At 40.2% G+C, this 21532-nt stretch carries 16 protein-coding genes; 7 read left to right on the forward strand and 9 right to left on the reverse strand.

Annotated elements, in window-relative coordinates; genetic code table 11:
• Nucleotides 1-54: 54 nt before the first annotated feature.
• The 5 genes from F985_RS05775 to edd all read right to left on the reverse strand — a co-directional run bounded on the left by F985_RS05775 (nt 55) and on the right by edd (nt 6406).
• Nucleotides 55-1683 (reverse strand): NADP-dependent glyceraldehyde-3-phosphate dehydrogenase, encoded by a 1629-nt coding sequence (locus F985_RS05775; protein ID WP_004698776.1) that lies wholly within the window; start codon nt 1681-1683, stop codon nt 55-57.
• Nucleotides 1684-1827: 144 nt separating this feature from the next.
• Nucleotides 1828-2340 (reverse strand): gluconokinase, encoded by a 513-nt coding sequence (locus F985_RS05780; protein ID WP_004698777.1) that lies wholly within the window; start codon nt 2338-2340, stop codon nt 1828-1830.
• A gap of 17 nt (nt 2341-2357) precedes the next feature.
• A complete protein-coding gene (locus tag F985_RS05785) occupies nt 2358-3716 on the reverse strand; it encodes a GntT/GntP/DsdX family permease (RefSeq protein WP_004698779.1) in 1359 nt (452 codons plus the stop codon).
• A 186-nt stretch (nt 3717-3902) separates the two neighbouring features.
• Nucleotides 3903-4532, reverse strand: a complete 630-nt coding sequence (gene eda / locus F985_RS05790) for a bifunctional 4-hydroxy-2-oxoglutarate aldolase/2-dehydro-3-deoxy-phosphogluconate aldolase (protein ID WP_004698780.1) — start codon at nt 4530-4532, stop codon at nt 3903-3905.
• A 20-nt stretch (nt 4533-4552) separates the two neighbouring features.
• Nucleotides 4553-6406: a phosphogluconate dehydratase gene (gene edd / locus F985_RS05795; protein WP_004698783.1), complete on the reverse strand. Its 1854-nt coding sequence runs from the start codon at nt 6404-6406 to the stop codon at nt 4553-4555.
• A gap of 760 nt (nt 6407-7166) precedes the next feature.
• Between edd and F985_RS05800 the strand changes: the two genes are divergently transcribed.
• The 6 genes from F985_RS05800 to F985_RS05825 all read left to right on the forward strand — a co-directional run bounded on the left by F985_RS05800 (nt 7167) and on the right by F985_RS05825 (nt 14302).
• On the forward strand, nt 7167-8369 hold the full coding sequence (locus tag F985_RS05800; protein ID WP_025469058.1) for an acetate/propionate family kinase: 1203 nt from the start codon (nt 7167-7169) through the stop codon (nt 8367-8369).
• 35 nt (nt 8370-8404) lie between these two features.
• Nucleotides 8405-10549 (forward strand): phosphate acetyltransferase, encoded by a 2145-nt coding sequence (gene pta / locus F985_RS05805; RefSeq protein WP_004698788.1) that lies wholly within the window; start codon nt 8405-8407, stop codon nt 10547-10549.
• Nucleotides 10550-10774: 225 nt separating this feature from the next.
• A complete protein-coding gene (locus F985_RS05810; RefSeq protein WP_004698789.1) occupies nt 10775-12298 on the forward strand; it encodes a fumarate hydratase in 1524 nt (507 codons plus the stop codon).
• 82 nt (nt 12299-12380) lie between these two features.
• On the forward strand, nt 12381-12935 hold the full coding sequence (locus tag F985_RS05815; protein ID WP_004698791.1) for a hypothetical protein: 555 nt from the start codon (nt 12381-12383) through the stop codon (nt 12933-12935).
• Between the two features lie 4 nt (nt 12936-12939).
• The gene (locus F985_RS05820) at nt 12940-13458 is read left to right on the forward strand and encodes a hypothetical protein (protein ID WP_004698793.1); all 519 of its coding nucleotides are present in this window, start codon (nt 12940-12942) and stop codon (nt 13456-13458) included.
• A 289-nt stretch (nt 13459-13747) separates the two neighbouring features.
• Nucleotides 13748-14302 carry a DUF2059 domain-containing protein gene (locus F985_RS05825; RefSeq protein WP_004698794.1) on the forward strand — a complete coding sequence of 185 codons (555 nt, stop codon included), beginning with the start codon at nt 13748-13750 and terminating at the stop codon, nt 14300-14302.
• A 24-nt stretch (nt 14303-14326) separates the two neighbouring features.
• Here F985_RS05825 and F985_RS05830 read toward each other — a convergent pair whose 3' ends face one another.
• The 4 genes from F985_RS05830 to tig form a co-directional block, all read right to left on the reverse strand.
• Nucleotides 14327-15043 (reverse strand): DUF2846 domain-containing protein, encoded by a 717-nt coding sequence (locus F985_RS05830; protein ID WP_004698797.1) that lies wholly within the window; start codon nt 15041-15043, stop codon nt 14327-14329.
• 148 nt (nt 15044-15191) lie between these two features.
• Nucleotides 15192-16505, reverse strand: coding sequence for an ATP-dependent Clp protease ATP-binding subunit ClpX (gene clpX / locus F985_RS05835; RefSeq protein ID WP_004698798.1), 1314 nt, complete (start codon nt 16503-16505; stop codon nt 15192-15194).
• 101 nt (nt 16506-16606) lie between these two features.
• Nucleotides 16607-17212, reverse strand: a complete 606-nt coding sequence (clpP, locus tag F985_RS05840) for an ATP-dependent Clp endopeptidase proteolytic subunit ClpP (protein WP_000289452.1) — start codon at nt 17210-17212, stop codon at nt 16607-16609.
• Between the two features lie 193 nt (nt 17213-17405).
• Nucleotides 17406-18740, reverse strand: a complete 1335-nt coding sequence (gene tig, locus F985_RS05845; RefSeq protein ID WP_004698800.1) for a trigger factor — start codon at nt 18738-18740, stop codon at nt 17406-17408.
• Between the two features lie 415 nt (nt 18741-19155).
• Here tig and F985_RS05850 point away from each other — a divergent pair, with 415 nt between their 5' ends.
• The gene (locus F985_RS05850) at nt 19156-21429 is read left to right on the forward strand and encodes a TonB-dependent receptor (protein WP_004698801.1); all 2274 of its coding nucleotides are present in this window, start codon (nt 19156-19158) and stop codon (nt 21427-21429) included.
• Nucleotides 21430-21532 lie beyond the last annotated feature (103 nt).

Here is a 21532-nt window from a genome sequence, read left to right on the forward strand (position 1 = left end):
TGTTAGCTCCAATAAAAAACCAGCCCAAAGGCTGGTTTTTTAATCATATGTTCATTAGAAAATAAAATCGGTATTCACAAATTTAGAATAGTGCTCAGACACCATAGAGGCCAGCATGCCTTTGCTATCATCGGTCTGTTTAGCAGCAATCATAGCGCGGATAGAGAATGCACGTAACGCATCATGCACAGACAGTGTACCTTCCGCAGAATCTTTACGGCCACCGAATGGAAACACATCTGGACCACGTTGACACTGACAGTTGATATTTACACGACAAACTTGATGTACAAGTGTATCGACTAAATGACCAATTTGCTCAGGGTCGCTACCAAAAATACTCACCTGCTGACCATGATCAGAAGTCGTAACATATTCCAGCACAGTTTCAATGTCATCATAAACAGAGACAGGCACCACTGGACCAAACTGTTCTTCGCGATACAGTCTCATCCCCTCTGTTACTGGATAAACTACAGCTGGATAAAACATGGTTTTGCAGAATTCGCCACCTTCCGGATTAACAACTTTAGCTCCTTTAGCCACGGCATCTTCAATGACTTCAGTCATATAGGTCGTACGGTGCATACCTGGCAATGGAGTAATAAATACACCTTTTTCCCATGGCATACCCACTTTTAGTTTAGTCAGTTCAGCCGTTAAGCGCTTAACAAATTCGTCAGCTATTGACCGATGTACCATCAGCATTTTGAGCGCAGTACAACGCTGACCATTAAAAGACAATGCCCCCAACAGGCACTCTTTCACTGTCAAATCCAAATCAGCATCTGGCAGAATAATGGCTGCGTTCTTTGCATCCAGTCCCAGAATCGCACGCAGACGGTGAGATTTTGGATGTTGTTTTTTCAAGTGATCGGCCACTTTACTAGAACCAATCAATGCCAATACATTAATTTTTCCAGATGCCAACAGATGTGGCACCACCAATGAACCTGGCGCATAAATGGTATTGATCACACCTTTTGGAAATGAGTCACGGAATGCTTCTAACAATGGTTCAAACAGCAAGGTCCCAAATTGAGGCGGTTTGAAGATGATTGTATTGCCCATCAGCATGGCAGGAATCAAGGTGGCAAAGGTTTCGTTCAGCGGGTAGTTGTATGGCCCCATACACAACACGACACCTAATGGAGTACGACGGATTTGACCAATCGTACCTTCAGCAATCACAAAGCGGGAGTTGGCATTATCCAGATCTTTCAGGGCATCAATCGTTTGACGCATATAGGTGACAGTACGGTCGAACTCTTTCTCGGAGTCCGCCAAGCTCTTACCAATTTCCCACATGATCAGTTTAACAATGAGGTCTCGCTGTTCCACCATACGCTGAATGAAATTCTGCATACAAGCGATGCGCTCACCAACTTTCATCATTGGCCATTCACCACGACCATTATTGTAGGCGCGTACTGCCGCTTCTAACGCTTCGTCACTTTCTTTCTCACCCATGACTGGATAACTACCAAGCTCAACTTGCTGCAAGCTAACGTCAGGCTGCTGAATCCAGATTGGAGAGAATGTCTTCTTGGTTGAACCAGCCCATAACTTCAACTCACCATCCACTAACGAGATACGCTGATGAATCTGAGATGGCAGACGTACGCTGTCAGGAATACTATCTACTGGGGGAAATTTATGTTGTAAATTATTTGAATGGCTCATTATTCTTATCTCCAATTATTTATAGATTTAAACCTAGCCCGTTATGAACAGGTCTAGTTTGTGTGAATACCAGTACTGTTACCGGTATTCACCTTGCTTGGGCCTCAGGCTATAGAGCCATCAAGATGTGAGTTTTAAATGAGGTTATCCTCGACACACACTATCAGTCACCCCTAGCTTCTGGATGACTTGTTCAATGATCTGTTCTGGTGTGAGCGCAATATCAATAGCAATTGCTTCATTCACATCTGGTTCCTCTAATGTATCTAGCTGAGTTTGTAGCAATGATGGGTCAAAGAAATGGCCTGCTCGCTCAGCAAGACGTTGCTGCAACAGCTCATAAGAACCTTTTAAGTATATAAACTTAATATTCTGGTCCTGCCCTCTTAAAATATCGCGATACATCCGCTTTAAAGATGAGCATGTAAATACAGCTGTTTCACCATCTCTTTGTTTTGTTTCAATCGCCTGACGAATGGCTTGTAACCATGGCAAACGGTCTTCATCAGTTAAAGGAATACCTTGGCTCATCTTGCTTTTATTCGCAGCCGAATGAAGCGTATCGCCATCGAGGAACTCACAAGCCAAACGCTCTGATAACAACTCGCCGATTAGGGTTTTACCTGTTCCACAGACACCCATTGCAATCACAATCATGGATTACTCACCTTTAATTATAAAATAGTGCTAAGCAGTAGCGTGAAAGATAAACCCAACACCGAAATGATCGTTTCTAATACTGACCAAGTTTTGAGTGTCTGCCCTACTGTCATACCAAAATATTCTTTGATTAGCCAAAATCCTGCGTCATTTACATGTGAGAACACCAATGAACCTGAACCCGTCGCAAGGACTAAGAGTTCCGGTCTAACAGCAACGCCAGCTGTAGCTGCAATTGGGGCAACAATGCTACAAGCGGTAGCCATAGCAACCGTTGCAGAACCTGTAGCCAAACGAATCAATGCTGCAACAAACCAGCCCAACAATAACGGCGATAAATTTGCCTTTAAAGCTGTAGATACAATCTCATCAGAAATACCGGTGTCACGCAAAATACCACCAAAACCGCCACCAGCACCTACAATCAACATAATCCCGGCAATAGAAGCTAAACACCCGCCACAGAATTTTTCAATTTGTTCACGGTTAAAGCCCTGCATCGTACCAAAGGTAATGAAGCTGACCAGTACGGCAATAAGCAACGCGATATCAGAAGTACCAATGAAACGTAGTACATCATTTGCAAAAGTTTTTGGTGCAAAGAACAGATCAGCCCAACTTCCGATTAACATGAGTACAACAGGCAACATTATCGTAAATAAGGTAATCCCAAAGCTTGGTAACTCACGGGTCTTAGTCGTATCTGCATCAACAAACTGCTTTGCTAAAGGGTTATTTTCAGGCAATTTGACGTATTTATTAATCCAGAGTGCGTACAAAGGCCCAGCCACAATAGCTGTTGGAACACCGACTATTAAACTGTAAGCAATCGTTTTACCAATATCAGCATGATATGCCTGCACTGCCAGCAAAGCTGCTGGATGTGGCGGAATTAAACCATGTACGACCGACAAACCAGCAACCATCGGCAAGCCAACAACCAGTAAGGACTTGCCTGTCCGTTTAGCAATGTTAAATGCAATTGGAATGAGTAGAACAAAACCGACTTCGAAAAATACGGGAAGACCAACAATAAGGGCAATAAACATCATGGCCCAGTGAATATTTTTCTCACCAAACCATTTAATTAAAGTAATTGCTATTCGTTCAGCACCACCCGACTCGGCCATCATTTTGCCGAGCATCGTTCCGAGTGCGATTACAATCGCAAGGTGGCCCAAGGTTTTACCAGTACCAGCTTCATATGACTTAACAATATCGCCCATTGGCATGCCAACAGCTAAAGCTAAACCAAGTGAAACAATGATAAGAACTAAAAAGGGATAAATTCTGAACTTCGCGATCATAACAACCAATGCAATAATCGCGATTACAGTGTAGATCAGCAACATGCCACCCTGAACCGTCTCCATGGGACACTTCTCCTTGGAATTATTATTTAGGCACACTGCCTAAACAAAGGTCTTCAACCACAGTAATTCCTACTGTTAAGACATTAATTTTTTATATTTAGGTGTGACCAGCACAAACTGGTCACATCAATACAGCCTTTAAAGCACATAGAATGCACTTCATTTTTTTATAAATATTGACTACATTTACAATGCTCTCAACTGACTCGCAATTTGAGCTAAACGCGTAATTTCAGCCCAGTCTTGTGCAGCAACAGCAGCTTTAGGCGTCAACCATGAACCACCTACACAAACTACGTTAGGTTGCTTCAAGAAATCTGGTGCTGACTCTGCTGTAATTCCACCTGTTGGGCAAAAACGCAAGTTTGGAAATGGACCATAAAATGCTTTGAGCATCTCGACTCCACCTGCTTGCTGCGCTGGGAAAAATTTCACAATGTCATAGCCCAACTCAATCGCCTGAATCAGATCACTTGGTGTCATAACTCCTGGTAATAAAGGTAAGCCAGCATCTTGCGCAGCCAAATGTAAGTCTTTAGTTAAACCAGGAGATACACCAAACTTAGCGCCTGCTTTTTTAGCTTGGGCGCAATGCTCAGGCTTGGTAATTGTTCCCACACCCACCACAATGTCATCTGCCAACTGGCTTGCACGCTCAATAGCAGCCAAACCAGCAGCGGTACGTAAAGTAATTTCCAGTACTTTTACACCACCAGCATGCAACGCACGTGATACATGTTCACCTTGTTCGGCGGAGTCAAAAGCCAACACGGGAATTACTGGGCCTAATTTGACCACATCTTCAATCTTGCTCATTACTTTGTAATTCCTTTGTCTCAAATATGCGCTTGTGGCTCTTCACCAACAAGTGAACCAAACACAGATGCACCATGTTCAGCAGGCGCTGCTGCTGCACGGAATACACCAAATAATTCACGCCCAAAACCGACTTCGTTTTCTGCCTGATGTTCTGGCTGTGCAACAGGGCGTGATTGCCAAGTTTGTTCATCTAACTCAATATCGAGTACACCAGCCTCAGCATCAATAACCAACATATCTCCGGTTTGGACTTTGCCAATCGGCCCATTTAGTAAGGCTTCTGGAGATAAGTGAATCACCGCAGGAACTTTGCCTGAAGCACCAGACATACGTCCATCAGTAACTAAGGCAACATGGAAACCTTGATCTTGTAAAACACCCAACACAGGCGTCAAACGATGTAACTCAGGCATACCATTCGCACGAGCACCTTGGAAACGAACGACCGCAATAAAGTCTCGGTGTAATTCGCCACGATCAAACGCTGCTTGTACCGCTTCTTGAGAGTCAAACACAATTGCTGGAGCTTTAACTTTACGGTGCTCTGGCGCAACAGCAGAAATCTTGATAACACCACGACCAAGACGACCTTGCATTAAGCGCAAGCCACCATCTGGCTGAAACGGCGCATCAATGCTACGAAGTACTTTGTCATCAAGGCTCTGAACCACACCGTCAACCCAAGTGAGCTTACCGTCAATCAATTTCGGTTCTTTGGTGTAGTGCTGTAAACCCTTACCAGCGACTGTCGTTACATCGTTATGGAGTAACCCTGCCTCAAGTAAGTTACGAATAAGGAATGCCACCCCACCCGCAGCTTGGAAATGGTTTACATCGGCCTTACCATTTGGATAGATTTTTGCGAGCAATGGAACAACAGCAGACAACTCATCAAAGTCATCCCAGTCAATCAAGACGCCAGCGGCGCGAGCAATCGCAATCAAATGCAAAGTATGGTTGGTTGAACCACCTGTAGCGAGTAACGCCACGATGCCGTTTATAATGGCTTTTTCATCGACAACATGACCGATTGGTGTGTAGTTGCCTCGCTCAGCAGTTAAGTCAAGTACACGCTTAGCAGCTTCGGCAGTGAGAGCATCACGTAATGGCGTATGAGGGTGAACAAATGCAGCGCTTGGCAAATGTAAACCCATGACTTCCATCAGCATTTGGTTGCTGTTGGCAGTACCATAGAAGGTACATGTGCCCTGACCATGATAGGCAGCCGATTCAGCTTCAAGTAAGGCATCACGGCCCACTTGACCAGTCGCAAATTGTTGACGGATTTTGGCTTTATCATCATTCGATAAACCGCTACTCATTGGACCCGCAGGCACAAAAATAGTTGGTAGATAACCAAACTGTAACGCACCAATCAGTAAGCCCGGCACAATCTTATCGCATACGCCGAGACACAATGCAGCATCAAACATATTATGAGAAAGTGCAATTGCTGTACTCATCGCAATTGTTTCACGTGAAAACAATGACAATTCCATACCAGCATTACCTTGAGTAATGCCATCACACATTGCTGGGACACCACCAGCAAACTGAGCAACACCACCATTTTCACGGGCAGCTGTTTTTATAATGTCTGGGAAGGTTTTATAAGGGGCATGTGCTGAAAGCATTTCATTATATGAAGACACAATGCCAATATTTGGTTCACGGCCAACTTTAATAATTAATTTTTCATTATCTTCCATGCTGGCAAAACCATGTGCGAGATTGGCACATGAGAGTGCTCCACGAGCAGGAAATTTACCTTGGGCATGTTCAATGCGTTGTAAATATGCAGAACGAGTTTTTTGGCTACGCGCGATTACACGCTTGGTAACTTTTGCCAATATTGGGTTCGGCAAGTCCATGCTGGACGCTCCTGTACAACCGGATAAGCCGGAAAAACAAAATAGACCAAACGATATATTTAACGATCATTTGGCAGAAGGATGAATAATATTATTAAGGCAAAAAGCGACATGCAAGTCCTTATAACTCCGAGCAATACTCTAGGCCTTAGCATTAAAGACAAATAATGTTTAAGTTTTAAACAAGAAAATGATTTTATTTTTGACTACCTTTACGGGTAAATTAAATATTAATAACTATGAGAAATTTCTCATAATATCAAAGCAATAAAATATCTTTATAAATGGGTGAGCACTGACTTTTTTATACTTATTTTGATATTAAAAATGTTTATAATTTATTCTTTTTATCCTATGTATAAACTATTAAAACTTAATTTCAATTACGTATATTATTTGTAATACTCCCCTGTGGTTTGATTAAAATAACAACACTTATTTTTTCTTAAAAAATTTATACCAAATAGTTGAAAATTACATTGATTCAAAATTTACTTTTCATAAATATATACAAAAAACTGTTTAATTCTTCTACAAAAAAACAATAAATACAGTGGTTAAGCTTTATACTCAACGAATATTAGTTATAAAAAATTTGATGGTCGATAGTGCTTAAGTCTAATGGGCTAAAGTCTATCTTGGACAGAAAAACAACACATGTTAAAACATCACAACCTGCTCTTAATGCATGTTGCAATTAATGCCTTTTGATCAGGAAGTTAGGAAAACTATTTTTAAATCAGGACTTGGGTATTTCAACGTGGCTACATCAGTATTAGTTATTAATTGCGGTTCTTCATCTATTAAATACGCGCTGGTTTCAGACCGTCGTGAAGATCGTATTTATGGTTTAGCAGAAAACTTAGGGGCGGCTGATGCTCGTATTAAAGGAATTACAGTCGGTGGAGAACCACTAGAGCTCTCAATTCCTTATGCTGACCACGCCAAAGCTTTAGAAACTTTACTTGCACGTCTTGCAAACTATAAACCTCAAGCAATCGGTCACCGTGTCGTACATGGTGGAAGCCTCACTAAAGCTGAATTACTTACTTCTGAAATTATAGAACGTATTCGTGCAGCCACCCCTCTTGCACCGCTTCATAACCCAGCCCACTTAATCGGGATTGAAGCAACGATGCGCCTATTTCCTGAATTACCTCAAGTTGCCGTATTCGACACTGCATTCCACCAAACCATGCCTGCGCATGCATACCGTTATGCAATCCCTAAATTTTTATATACAGACCATAACGTTCGCCGCTATGGCTTCCATGGCACAAGTCATGCTTATGTGTCTGACCGAGGTAGTGAACTGGCTGGTAATTTCCAAAAAGGCGGTTGGTTAACAGCACACTTGGGCAATGGTAGTTCGACTTGTGCAGTATGGAATGGACAAAGTGTTGATACTTCTATGGGCCTTACCCCGCTTGAAGGTGTTGTAATGGGAACCCGTAGTGGGGATGTCGATCCAAGCTTACACAGTTTCCTTGCAAAAAATCTTGGTTGGGACTTGGCGAAAATAGACAAAGTCTTAAATAACGAAAGTGGCTTACTTGGCTTATCACAACTCTCTAACGATATGCGCACAGTGATTGAAGCCTCTGAAAATGGCAACGAAGATGCGCGTCTTGCAATTGAAGTATTTAGCTACCGCCTTGCAAAATCACTTGCTGCACTAAGCTGTGGTTTACCAAGTATTGATGGCCTGATCTTCACAGGTGGTATTGGTGAAAACTCAGCTTATATTCGTGAAAAAACTTTAGCTTATTTACCTCACTTTGGTTTACAGCTCGATAAAGACCAGAACAACAATTTAAAACGTGGCACAGAAGGCCGTATCGATAGCGGTACAGGACCACAAATCTGGGTGATTCCAACCGATGAAGAAGGCCGTATTGCCAAAGAAACGCGTCAGGTTGTAGACGTTGCACAAAATACATCTCCTGAAATTAGCCTTGCTTAATTACAGAAGTCAAAGAACGTTATTTATAGGTTTATATGAATACAATTTTATTAATTCCTACAGGTGAAGGGGTTGGTTTAACCTCTGCCTGCTTAGGTATGATTTATGCACTTGATTGTAATGGGATTAAAGCAGGCTTTTTAAAACCGTTTTCTCAGGTAGATCAAGAAACTTTAGACCGAACTACATCTTTATTTGGTCATTTATTTCAAGGTAAAACTGTTCAATCCATTTCTCATGAAAAGTTAACCCAACGCATTGCGTCAGGTGAAGTTGATGAGCTACTTGAAGAAGCAGTGAGTCTTCATCGTAGTATTGCCGCAGACAATAATGTGATTATTGTTGAAGGCTTATTGCCAAATGGACAAGACCATTTTGCCAGTGAGCTTAATGCCAGCCTTGCCCAAGCGCTTGATGCAGAAGTAGTTTTAGTGAGCACGGCTGACATTCAAAACCCACGTAAAACAGCCGAGAAAGTTGAAGCTCACTTACGTCAATTTGGCGGTGCAACTTCTAACCGAACAGCAGGTGTACTCTTCATGCGTACACGCGGCTTATCTGAAGAAACAGCTCAGATTCCTGTCGCATTTGACCCATCGCTACGCCCAACTGAAGACATCGCAAAATTTACGACAGAACTGCAAAAATACAATCGCTACTTCGGATCGAACGATTTACCGATTATTGGTTTAGTTCCATTTAGTAATACCTTAAGTGTACCTAGAACTTTAGACATCGCGACTGTGATTGATGGCCAATGGGTACATCAAGGCGAAGCGAAAACACGTCGTATTTTGCACTCAAGTTTAATTGCCTCAAGCATTGAATATGAATTGAATAAATTCATTGCTGGCGAGTTGATTATTAGCGCATCTGAACGCACCGATGTGTTACTTGCAGGTAGCTTGGCAACCAGTAACGGTATTCCTTTGGCAGGCTTGGTACTGACCGAACGTGAAGCACCTGCCCCTGAGCTTTTAGAGTTTTGCCAAAGCGCTATCAAACAAGGCTTACCAATTTTACACACCCGTTTAAACACACTGGAAACGGCACAGCGCTTATCTGATTTTGGTAATGAAATTCCAATCGATGATACTGAACGTGCCGAGCAAGTGACTCGTTTTGTTTCAAGTCATATCGATGTCGAATGGCTTAAACAGCACAGTAATAACGGTGCAACTCCACGCCTTTCTCCTTCTGCATTCCGTCATGAGTTAGTGCAAAAATCAATTGCAGCTAAAAAACGAATTGTGCTTCCAGAAGGCGACGAGCCACGTACTATTGAAGCAGCTGCTATATGTCAGGCTCGTGGTATTGCACATTGTATTTTGCTAGCAAAACCAGATGCAGTTCAAGACGTTGCAAAAGCACGCGGTATTGAACTACCCGCTGACTTGGAAATTATTGATCCAGACAGTATTCGCAACCAATATGTTGCACCAATGGTTGAACTGCGCAAAGGTAAACTCAACGAGTTACAAGCCAAAGATCAATTACAAGACACTGTGGTTCTCGGCACCATGATGCTGGCGCTAGATCATGTAGATGGTTTGGTTTCTGGTGCAGTTCACACAACCGCGAACACCGTGCGCCCTGCTTTTCAGCTCATTAAAACCGCACCGTCTTACTCTTTAGTTTCGTCCATATTCTTTATGCTTTTACCAGATGAAGTATATGTTTACGGTGATTGTGCAATTAACCCAGACCCTACAGCCGACCAGCTTGCTGAAATTGCGATTCAGTCTGCTGACTCTGCAAAAGCGTTTGGAATTGACCCACGTATTGCCATGATCAGCTATTCGACTGGTACGTCTGGCACTGGTGCTGATGTTGAGAAAGTACAGCAAGCAACTCAAATTGCACAGCAACGCCGCCCTGATTTACTGATTGATGGCCCACTACAATACGATGCAGCTTCTGTTGAAAGTGTAGGACGCCAAAAGGCACCAGACTCACGCGTAGCTGGCCGTGCCAATGTATTTATTTTCCCAGACTTAAATACGGGTAACACGACCTATAAAGCAGTACAACGTGCAGCAAATGTAGTCAGCGTTGGACCAATGCTGCAAGGCTTAAACAAGCCAGTCAATGACTTGTCTCGTGGTGCTTTAGTAGATGACATTGTCTTTACTATTGCATTAACAGCAATTCAGGCTGAACAACAGGCTGCTGCGAAATAATTAATATCATTTAATTTTTCTACCTCTCGCCATTTGATGTCCGCTCAAATGGCTTTTTTTACTCTTAAATAACTGCCTTAGCAGTTGGTTGTTCTTAGTTTTAAATCACTTAGCACTGGTCTTATTCGACTTTCGGTCAAAAGATCAACCAATCCCCCACAAGTTTGTGTTTTTGTCATATAATTTAGCCCGCTAGCTAACAGCCCGCTCAAGAGATTTTCTGGTATGACAACGATTATCAAACAAGATGACTTGATTACATCAATCAAGGACGCCCTACAGTTTATTTCGTACTATCACCCGCAAGACTTTATCCAAGCGATGAGCCGTGCTTATGATCGCGAAGAAAACAAAGCTGCAAAGGATGCAATTGCACAGATTTTAATTAACTCTCGCATGTGTGCGGAAGGTCATCGTCCAATTTGCCAAGATACTGGTATTGTTAACGTTTTCCTTGAAGTGGGCTTAGATGTTAAATTCGATTTAACAATGAGCTTAGACGATGCAGTAAATGAAGGTGTTCGCCAAGGTTACCTTGAAAACAGCAACGTTCTTCGTGCATCTGTACTTGCTGACCCTGCATTTGGTCGTAAAAATACAAAAGACAACACCCCTGCTGTTATTCACTACAAACTCGTACCGGGTAATAAAGTAGATATTACTGTTGCTGCTAAAGGTGGCGGTTCAGAAAACAAATCTAAACTTGCGATGCTTAACCCATCTGACTCAATCGTTGACTGGGTACTTAAAACTGTTCCGACTATGGGTGCGGGCTGGTGTCCGCCTGGTATGCTCGGTATCGGTATTGGTGGTACTGCTGAAAAAGCCATGATGCTTGCTAAAGAAGCACTCATGGAAGAAATCAACATGGACGAATTACTTCGCCGTGGACCAGAGAACAAAATCGAAGAACTTCGTATCGAAATCTTTGAGAAAGTAAACGCTCTTGGTATTGGTGCTCAAGGTCTTGGCGGTTTAACCACTGTTCTTGATATTAAAATCAAAGATTACCCATGTCACGCTGCTGGTAAACCAGTAGGCATGATTCCGAACTGTGCTGCGACTCGTCATGCTCACTTCCAGCTTGATGGTACAGGTGTAGCTCATATTCAAGCACCAAAACTTGAAGACTACCCTTCAGTAACTTGGGACTCTTCACAGTCTAAACGTGTAAACCTTGATACCATTACTCAAGAAGAAATGGATTCTTGGAAACCGGGCGACACATTACTTCTTAGCGGTACAATGTACACAGGTCGTGATGCTGCGCACAAACGTATGGTTGAAATGATCGACAATGGTGAAGAATTACCAGTTGATCTTAAAGGTAAATTCATTTACTACGTTGGCCCAGTTGATCCTGTGGGTGATGAAGTCGTTGGCCCTGCTGGTCCTACAACTGCAACACGTATGGACAAATTCACGCGTAAAGTACTCGAGCATACTGGTCTATTCGGTATGATTGGTAAAGCTGACCGTGGTCCAACAGCAATTGAAGCGATCAAAGACAACAAAGCAACTTACCTTATGGCAGTTGGTGGTGCAGCTTACCTCGTATCTAAAGCTGTTCGTGAAGCTGAAGTTGTTGCCTTCGCTGACTTAGGTATGGAAGCAATCTACAAATTCGTAGTTGAAGATATGCCTGTATCTGTAGCGGTTGATGTAAACGGTACTTCAATTCACGCAGTAGCTCCAAAAATCTGGCAAGCGAAAATTGGAAAAATTCCAGTGACTGATGCAACTGCATAAATAATGAAAAAGGAACATCAATGTGATGTTCCTTTTTACTTCAATGATTATACTCTTAAATAAAAAAATTTATTGAGCTCGCATGGATTATAAATATACGTTATCTTTATTTTTTGGATTATTCTTCTTTAGCTTAACAAGTGCTTGCGCAAAACCCGCAAAACCAGAAACTATTAATAAATATCTTGAAGTGACTCATTCAAGAGAAACTTTTGAACTATTACATGAAATAAGAAAAGCTTATTATTTAGAACTTGCTACTCAACGCGTTCTTTACCACATTCAAGCACCCACTCTTGATGCACGTTTACTTACACCCCAGCAATATCAAGTCGCTGAAAGAATTGCAGCCTTATATCTCAAAGAAGACCCTATTTTTAGCTCATCAGAAAAACAATATCAACTTGTATTTAAACAACTTCAACAATATGTTTCAGAAGAGAGTCTTCTCTATTTTATTGAACACTATCAAACTGAGTCTGGACAAATACTTGTTAAAAAAAATCTTTTAAAAGAATTATATTTAGCAGATCATCTCCCTAAACTTTTAACTAATTATTTAGATGAAAGTAAGTTCATGCTTTATATTTTTCGAGATATTTTGACGTATAAAAAGCCGTATACAGGGGAACAATAAAAAAATGTCTTTTAATATTAATCTATCATTATCAATGTCTAGCATCTTATTAGGTATTATAACCACTACAAGCTTTGCAATGCCCCCAACTCAAGAGACAGCAATAGAAGTATTAAAAACAAGTTTATTTGATCAGACTATACAACACTATCAAACTGAACGTTTGGCACAGAGCTATAGCAAAAACCTTTTACAAGGTATTCCTTCAAAAGATTTAGTTGAAGATAAAGCGTATTATGCGCCTAAAATAGAAAGACAATTATTAGAGCGAATGCAAAGTGATGATTTTAAAAATTATTATATCCAACAGCTAATTCAACCTTATTTAAAATTTTTTGAGGAGGAAGAGTTAGTTTATTTACTACACATATATGAACATCCTTTAGCCCAAGAGTTTTTCAAACAAAATCAAAAGGTCATAAAAAACCAACAAGATGAAAATTATAAACCTGAGCAAATAGTAAAATACTATCAACAAGAGCAACAAGTACTTAAAATACTAAAAACATTGACTCCTGAATAAAAAAGCAGGCTAATACCGGCTCACTTTTAACAAAGTTAAAGAATTCCATAATTTAGTTGATGTAAACGGTACTTCAATTCACGCAGTAGCTCCAAAAATCTGGTAAACGAAAATTGGAAAAATTCCAGTAATCGATGCCGCAGCAGGCTAATCAAAAAAAGTACTGGATTCGGTGCTTTTTTATGCCTTAGAATTTTTTTGAAATTGAAAAGAATTGTAACAATTAGTTCTCCAATCTGTGCTATTAATAAGTACACCCACCCGCCATAAACTGCATATAGGTCATTTCATGACTATCCGCCCTATTCTTAAAAATCTCTCAATCAGCCTCTGCCTAAGCTGTATTACAACAAGCTTATTTGCTTCTCCTGCCAAATTAAGTTCAGTAAAAGAACTCATGCAAATGAGCCAAATTGATTATTTGCTTAAAGAATCAATTAATGAATTAACGCCTTATTATGATCAACAAGCTGAACAGATCATCACTAATATTACGGGCATCAAAACTTTAGGTCCGAAAGAAAAAGAGGCCGCAAAAAAGTTAGGCTTACTTTTAAAAGATTCGAGTAACCAGCTCATTAGTAGCCCAAAAACTACGCAAGCCTTACAAGATATTTATTTAAAGACATATACTGAAGAAGAAATTCAGGCAAATCTGAAATTTTTAAAAACCCCAGAAGGTCAATCGATTACACGTAAAAACGTACAGATTATGGGACAAATTTCAGAATATATGATGGAGCTGGGTCAACAAACCTTTAATGACCCTAAAGCACGTGATCACATGCAAGAAGAGATGCTTAAAATTATTGCGCCACTCATGAAAGATAAAGAAAAGTCTTAACTTTTCTTTATCTTTTGTAGACCATTACCACGTTAAAGGATTCCACAATTTAAATGGTTTAATCAGATGGACATCTGATTTTTCATCATATTTGGCTGGTTTTAGCTCTTGTGGTTTATGTCGAATTTTTCCTGAAGCATCTTCAGCAACAAAATTGTAGCTAGAAGATTTAAGCTCGGTAAAAGCAATCTCTCTACGTCCGATATTGTCTTGCATTAACATAAATGGGCCAGTGTGTTCACCGCGGTCCATTTTGTTTTCTTCATCGTATTTTAAATAATAAGATGTTCCTGCATCGACCGTAATATCAATATATTTTGGCTCTTGAAAATGAATACCTAATAAAGGCCGACTTGCAGAAATACGATAACTTCCTGCTGGCAGTTCAATCCAGTAATAATGGTTATGCAATAAGCTTGGAATTCGTTTGCCATTTACAAATAAATTAATTGCTGCAATTTCCTGACGGTTCCATTTGGTATCTGGCCGATAGAGATAGACTACTGCTGCATGTTCATTTTGCGGTTTAATCGGTACAAATGTCTGACCTAGTTTTTGGTTGACCCATCCCCCCATGCTAAAACCACCCACATGGTATTGATCAAATACACCAGGTGCTTTATCAACATCAACTTTAGGTAAAGTCGCAGTCAGCTCAGCTGGATTCTTTGCCAAGTGTGATGAACTCTGGCAACCCGCAAGTAATGCGGTACAACTTAATGCAATAATTAAATAACGCATGACATCCCTCAAAGCGTTTTCTTTTGATTTTTCTATATCGCAAAACTATGCGTATTTTGTTTTTTTAGATTAACACCACCTACATGAATTGAAAACAAAAAAAAGCATGAATCACTCGCGCGATTCATGCTTTTTAGATGAATGAAATCTAAGCAGACTTCGAATCAATTACTTTTAAATCTGCCTTAGCAACACTTTCATGAGTTGCTGTTTCTTTAGGCTGACGTTCTGGCTTGTAAACAGGTTCAGCTTCACCATTAATCACTGCTTCATTAATGAAAACTGTTCCTACATCTGTACGGCTTGGTAAGTCATACATTGTTTCAAGTAAAACATTTTCCAAAATCGAACGTAGACCACGAGCTCCAGTATTACGCTCAAGCGCTCGCTTAGCAACTGCACGTAAAGCTGAATCTTCAAATACAAGGTCAACATTTTCCATGTTGAACAAGTATTGATATTGGCGAGTTAATGCATTTTTTGGTTCTGTCAAAATTTGCATTAATGCTTCTTCATCAAGCTCTTCAAGCGTCGCAATAACTGGTAAACGGCCAATAAACTCTGGAATTAAACCAAATTTCACTAAGTCAGTTGGCTCAACTTGACGGAACAATTCAGCAATTTTCTTGCTTTCATCTTTTTTCTTCACGTCAGCTGTAAAGCCAATTCCGCCTTTTTCTTGGCGCTGTTGTACAATTTTTTCCAGTCCAGCAAATGCGCCACCACAAATAAATAAAATATTTGAGGTATCAATTTGAATGAACTCTTGCTGCGGATGTTTACGTCCACCTTGTGGTGGAATTGAAGCTACAGTACCCTCAATCATCTTAAGCAATGCTTGTTGTACACCTTCACCAGAAACGTCACGCGTAATCGACGGATTTTCAGATTTACGTGTAATCTTGTCGATTTCATCGATATAGATAATGCCCTTTTGAGCTTTTTCTACGTCGTAATCTGCTTTTTGCAAAAGCTTTTGTACAATATTTTCAACGTCTTCGCCGACATAACCCGCTTCGGTTAAAGTTGTCGCATCTGCCATCGCAAATGGAACATCTAGCAAACGAGCCAATGTTTGAGCAAGTAATGTTTTACCTGAACCGGTAGGTCCAATCAGTAGAATGTTACTTTTAGCAATTTCCACATTTTTAGACACATGACCAGATTGCCCGACTTTTAAACGTTTATAATGGTTATAAACGGCAACAGATAATGTCTTTTTGGCAAGATCCTGACCAATCACATATTGATCAAGCGCAGCACGTATTTCATGCGGTTTTGGCAATGCCTTGCTCGCCCAGTCACCTGCTTCAACCTGTTGGCTGGTTTGTACAAGGTCTAAGCAGACATCTACACACTCATTACAAATATATGCGTCCTCGCCCGCAATCAGTTTCCCGACTTCAGACTGCGTTTTACCGCAAAATGAACAATGTTTTTGTCCTTGAGGATGTTCGGACATATTCTCTCCACAAATAGAATCTTAAATATGAGGGCAAGCGATAGAGCTAAATGACTATATGGAGGCGTTTTCCAACAACTCAAGCCACTTAAAAACTCCCCTTATGGACGCTTACTTAATACCTGATCGACTAAGCCATATTCTTTTGCTGCTTGTGCAGTCATAAAGTTATCACGATCGGTATCACGGGCAATCGTGTCATAGTCTTGACCACTGTGTTCTGCCATCAAACGGTTCAAGCGTTCTTTAATAAATAGAATTTCACGAGCGTGAATTTCAATGTCTGATGCCTGACCACGGAACCCACCCAATGGTTGGTGAATCATTACACGTGCATTTTCAAGGCAATAGCGTTTACCTTTAGCACCAGCATTTAATAAAAATGCGCCCATAGATGCAGCCTGCCCCATACAGTATGTTACTACATCAGGTTTGATAAATTGCATCGTGTCATAAATCGCCATACCAGCAGTTACCGAACCACCTGGCGAGTTAATATAAAGATGGATATCTTTATCTGGGTTTTCAGCTTCTAAGAACAACATTTGAGCAACAATCAAATTTGCCATGTTGTCTTCAACTTCACCAGTTAAAAAAATGACGCGCTCACGTAAAAGTCGTGAATAAATATCAAAAGAACGTTCGCCGCGAGAAGATTGTTCAACCACAACAGGAACTAAAGCATTTTCAATTGTTGGAACATACATACGTTATTTATTCCTAAATTTTTTGTGACTTAACCTATGGCAACAATATGCGGGATAATTTCTCAAATTGCAAAAGGTTCGCACTGAAATATTATATTATTTATACCTAAGTACTGCATGGCGTACTCAAATTAACCACATACCCAAAAATGAAAAAGGCGCCTAAAGCGCCTTTTCCAGATTTCTCAAAAGATTAGCCCATACGGCGAGCTTGTTGTTCTTTCAATAAATCTTCGTAAGATACTGCTTTGTCAGACACTTTAGCTGCAGCTAAGATGTGATCAACAACTTGATCTTCTAACACAACAGCTTCAATTTGTTGACGTTGTTGAGCATCATTTTTGAAGTATTCGATCACTTCAGTTGGATCTTCATAAGAAGAAGCCATGTCGTCGATGTAAGCATCAACACGTGATTGGTCAACTTCAAGTTTAGCATCAGCTAATACTTTGCTTACTAAGATACCAAGCTTAACTGAACGCTCTGCTTGCTCTTTGAACAATTCGTCAGGAAGCATGCTCTTGTCGAAAGATTGAGCGCCAGCACCGCCAAATTGTTGAGTGAACTGTTGAACCATTTGTTGACGTTGACGGTCAATTTCTTGAGCAACCATTGCAGTTGGGACTTCAACTTCGTTAGCAGCAACAAGAGCATCAAATGCAGCTTGTTTAACTTGGTTACGTAAACCATTGCGAACTTCACGTTCCATGTTTTTACGAACGTCAGCTTTTAATTTTTCAACGCCTTCTTCTTCAGTAACACCGAAGATTTTCAAGAATTCAGCATCAATCTCTGGAAGTTTAGGTTTTTCAACTTGCTTCACAGTGATTTTGAATTGAGCTGCTTTACCAGCTAAGTTCTCAGCTTGGTAATCTTCAGGGAAAGTCACATCAATTACTTTCTCTTCACCAGCTTTCATGCCAACGATGCCGTCTTCGAAGCCAGGAATCATACGACCTGAACCTAACACAAGTTTAAAGTCTTCAGCAGAACCGCCTTCGAACTTTTCACCGTCGATAGAACCTTCGAAGTCAAAAGTCACTTGCATGTCTTTTTTCGCCATACCCTTGGTCACAGCCCAAGTTTGACGTTGTTTTTGCAAGTTTTCGATCATAGTGTCAACGTCAGCGTCTTTAATTTCAGCTGTTTTACGTTCAACTTCTAAACCGTCAAATGCTTTTACTTCAACTTCAGGATAAACTTCTACAGTTGCTTCAAAAACTAAAGCATCTTCTTTATGTTCAACTTTCTCAATGTTCGGCATACCTACCGCATTGATTTTTTCTTGTTGAATCGCTTCAAATACGCTGTCACGAATGATGTCATTCACAACTTCTTGATAAATACTTGCACCGTATTCGCGACGAACAACGTTTGCAGGTACTTTGCCTGGACGGAAGCCGTTGATCTTCACAGTTTTGGCAGTGCGCTTCAAACGAGCTTCAAATTGCTCGTTAACACGGCTCGTCGGTACAGAAACATTTAAACGACGGGCAACGCCCGAAACCGCTTCAGTCGTTACTTGCATGGCTTCCTCGATAAAAATTAGTTAGTAGGAACAGTTTTTAAAAAAGTGCTGTATTATATGACAACTTTCAAGATATACAAAATTAACCGATCAGATCAGTAAATTGAAGGCCGTTTTTTCAGTAAATTTCACAATAATTTTATGATTTTTTAATTTTTTTTAACTCAACCTTAAGCCAAAGTAATTTTTTAGTTATTCTTCATAAATCTAAAATTACAATTAATCTGTCAATAATTATCGTTTTCATTAAAAATTAATAATAATTAATTAATTAGCAATTTTTAGCGACAAAAACCGATTAAATCTTTCATATTTTCTTCACAATCCTATCGGCAAATCCAATTAACACAAACTATACATATAAATAAGAATTATTATTATTCGCATAACGTTTTGTATTTAAGTCCTGAAAGTCATGTCATTGATTAGAACACGTAAAAAAATTGTTTCATCTGCAATCGCATCATCCCTTTCTATGATTGCAACAACTGCAATGGCGCAAGAAACTATTTCTCAACTACCAACTATTCATACTCAAGCAACTCACGAAGAATCTTTAAAAGTAGATGAGTCGGCAAATTCAAAATTAGTTGCTCCCCTTTTAGATACTCCAAAATCCGTTTCTATTCTTTCTCAAAAATTAATTAAAGATTCAAACTCTAACACCCTACTCGAAGCTTTACGCTATGAACCAGGTATTACATTAGGTGCAGGTGAAGGCGGTACTCCATTTACCGATATGCCATATATTCGTGGCTATAGCGCTCAATCCTCTGTTTATGTCGATGGTGTTCGTAATTCAACTTCTCAAAATCGCGACATGTTCGCTATTGAGCAAGTTGAAGTCATTAAAGGTTCTTCTTCTGCGCTTGGCGGCGGTGGTAGTGTTGGGGGTAGTATTAACCTAATCCCTAAAGTCGCCCATGAAGGTGATGTTTACCAAGGTAGTGTTCAAGGTGGCACCGACAACTATCGCCATATCCAGCTTGATGCAAACAAAGACTTTGGTAATGGCGTTGCTGGTCGTGTTGTTGTTATGGGCCATGAAAACGAAAAAGCTGGTTCAAATAACGGTGCGGAATATGCTCGCGCTGGTATTGCTTCAAGTCTTGCATTTGGCCTAGATACAGCAACTCGTGGAACACTGAGTTACTACTATTTACGTAGTAATGATGAACCAGATGCAGGTATTCCCTTCCTTCCTGTTGGCGGGAAACCAATTGATGTAAAACAAGGCACATACTACGGTTGGAAAGCTCGTGATTTTGATAAACGTGAAAACCATATCGGCACGTTTAAATTAGAACAAGATCTTACTGATGATTTAACATTATCAAATACGATGTCTTATACAAAATCTAAATCAGATTACATCTATACCAATGCCGATGATTCAAAAGGCAATGTAACGAAAAATGGTACTATTTCGCGTCGTGCTTTAAGTCGTATTGTAGACACAGATGGTTATAGCGATCAGCTTGCATTAAAAGGTAAATTCAATACAGGTGCGCTTAAACACTCTTTTAATACAGGTGCCGAGTGGAGCTACCAACAATCAAATCAAGGTGTTTATACGTTTACTGATGCCTCTGGCACCACATCAACAGTACATAACACCAGTTGTCCTGTAAGCAGTGCGCTTTCAAATGGCTGGTGTACTTCAGTAGACAATCCAATGAATGGAGCATTTACTGATACTTTAGGTACTATTAAAAATCAGTATACAACTCGCAGCCGTACTGTTTCTCTTTATGCATTGGATAGTATCGAGTTTAATCCGCAATGGCTTTTAAATTTGGGCGTACGTTGGGATAAATTCGAAACTGAGCGTAAATATAATAAAAATATTTATAAAACTGTGGGAGGAACTAACGGTAATTACTCAAATGACATCAGTATTGCAGCTGGTCAGAAATTCGAAAATGATAGTGACTATTTCTCTTATCAAGCTGGCTTAGTCTACAAACCAACTGAAAATGGTAGTATCTATGCAAGTTTCGCAACTTCTGCAAACCCAGTTGGGGTAGACCAAGGCGATGGTGCAGATGCCTTATCCACTTCTTCTCAACAAGCAAATGATTTATCTCCAGAAAAAGCACGTACTTTCGAAGTTGGTACTAAATGGGATCTCTTCAATAATCGTGCAAACTTAACGGCTGCTATTTTCCGTACCGAGAAACAAAATACTCGTATCGCTATTGATGCCAATACCACAACCAATGCTGGTGAAAGTAAAGTTGATGGCTTCGAAGTCGGGTTCAACGGTAAAGTAACTGACAAATGGGAAGTTTCTGCGGGTTATAGCTATTTAGATAGTGAACTGACAAAAGCGGCTTATAACGCGGTTGCACAAGAAGGTAAACCTCTCCCATTCGTCGCTAAAAATAGTGCGACATTGTGGTCTACTTATCGAGTACTACCTAAGTTAACTCTAGGTGCTGGTGCCGAATACCGTGATAAAGTATTTACCAATACAAATACTGGCACAACAATGCTTGAAGACAAATATTTGCCAACATATACCATTTACAATGCTATGGCTAAATACGATGTCAACAAGAACGTAAACTTACAGCTTAATATCAATAACATTTCTGATAAACGCTATTTTACAAGTGCTCACCCAGCTCACTATGCATTTGAAGGCAATGGTCGTAACGCCGTTTTAGCCATTAACTTTAAATACTAAAGCTTAATTCCATAATTTATTTATGGTATTAATTAAAGCAGATATAAAGATAGCCTCGTAACGAGGCTATCTTTATAAATAAAGTATCTACTTAAAAGGTGTT

It is taken from the genome of Acinetobacter seifertii, assembly GCF_000368065.1.
GTDB classification, from domain to species: domain Bacteria; phylum Pseudomonadota; class Gammaproteobacteria; order Pseudomonadales; family Moraxellaceae; genus Acinetobacter; species Acinetobacter seifertii.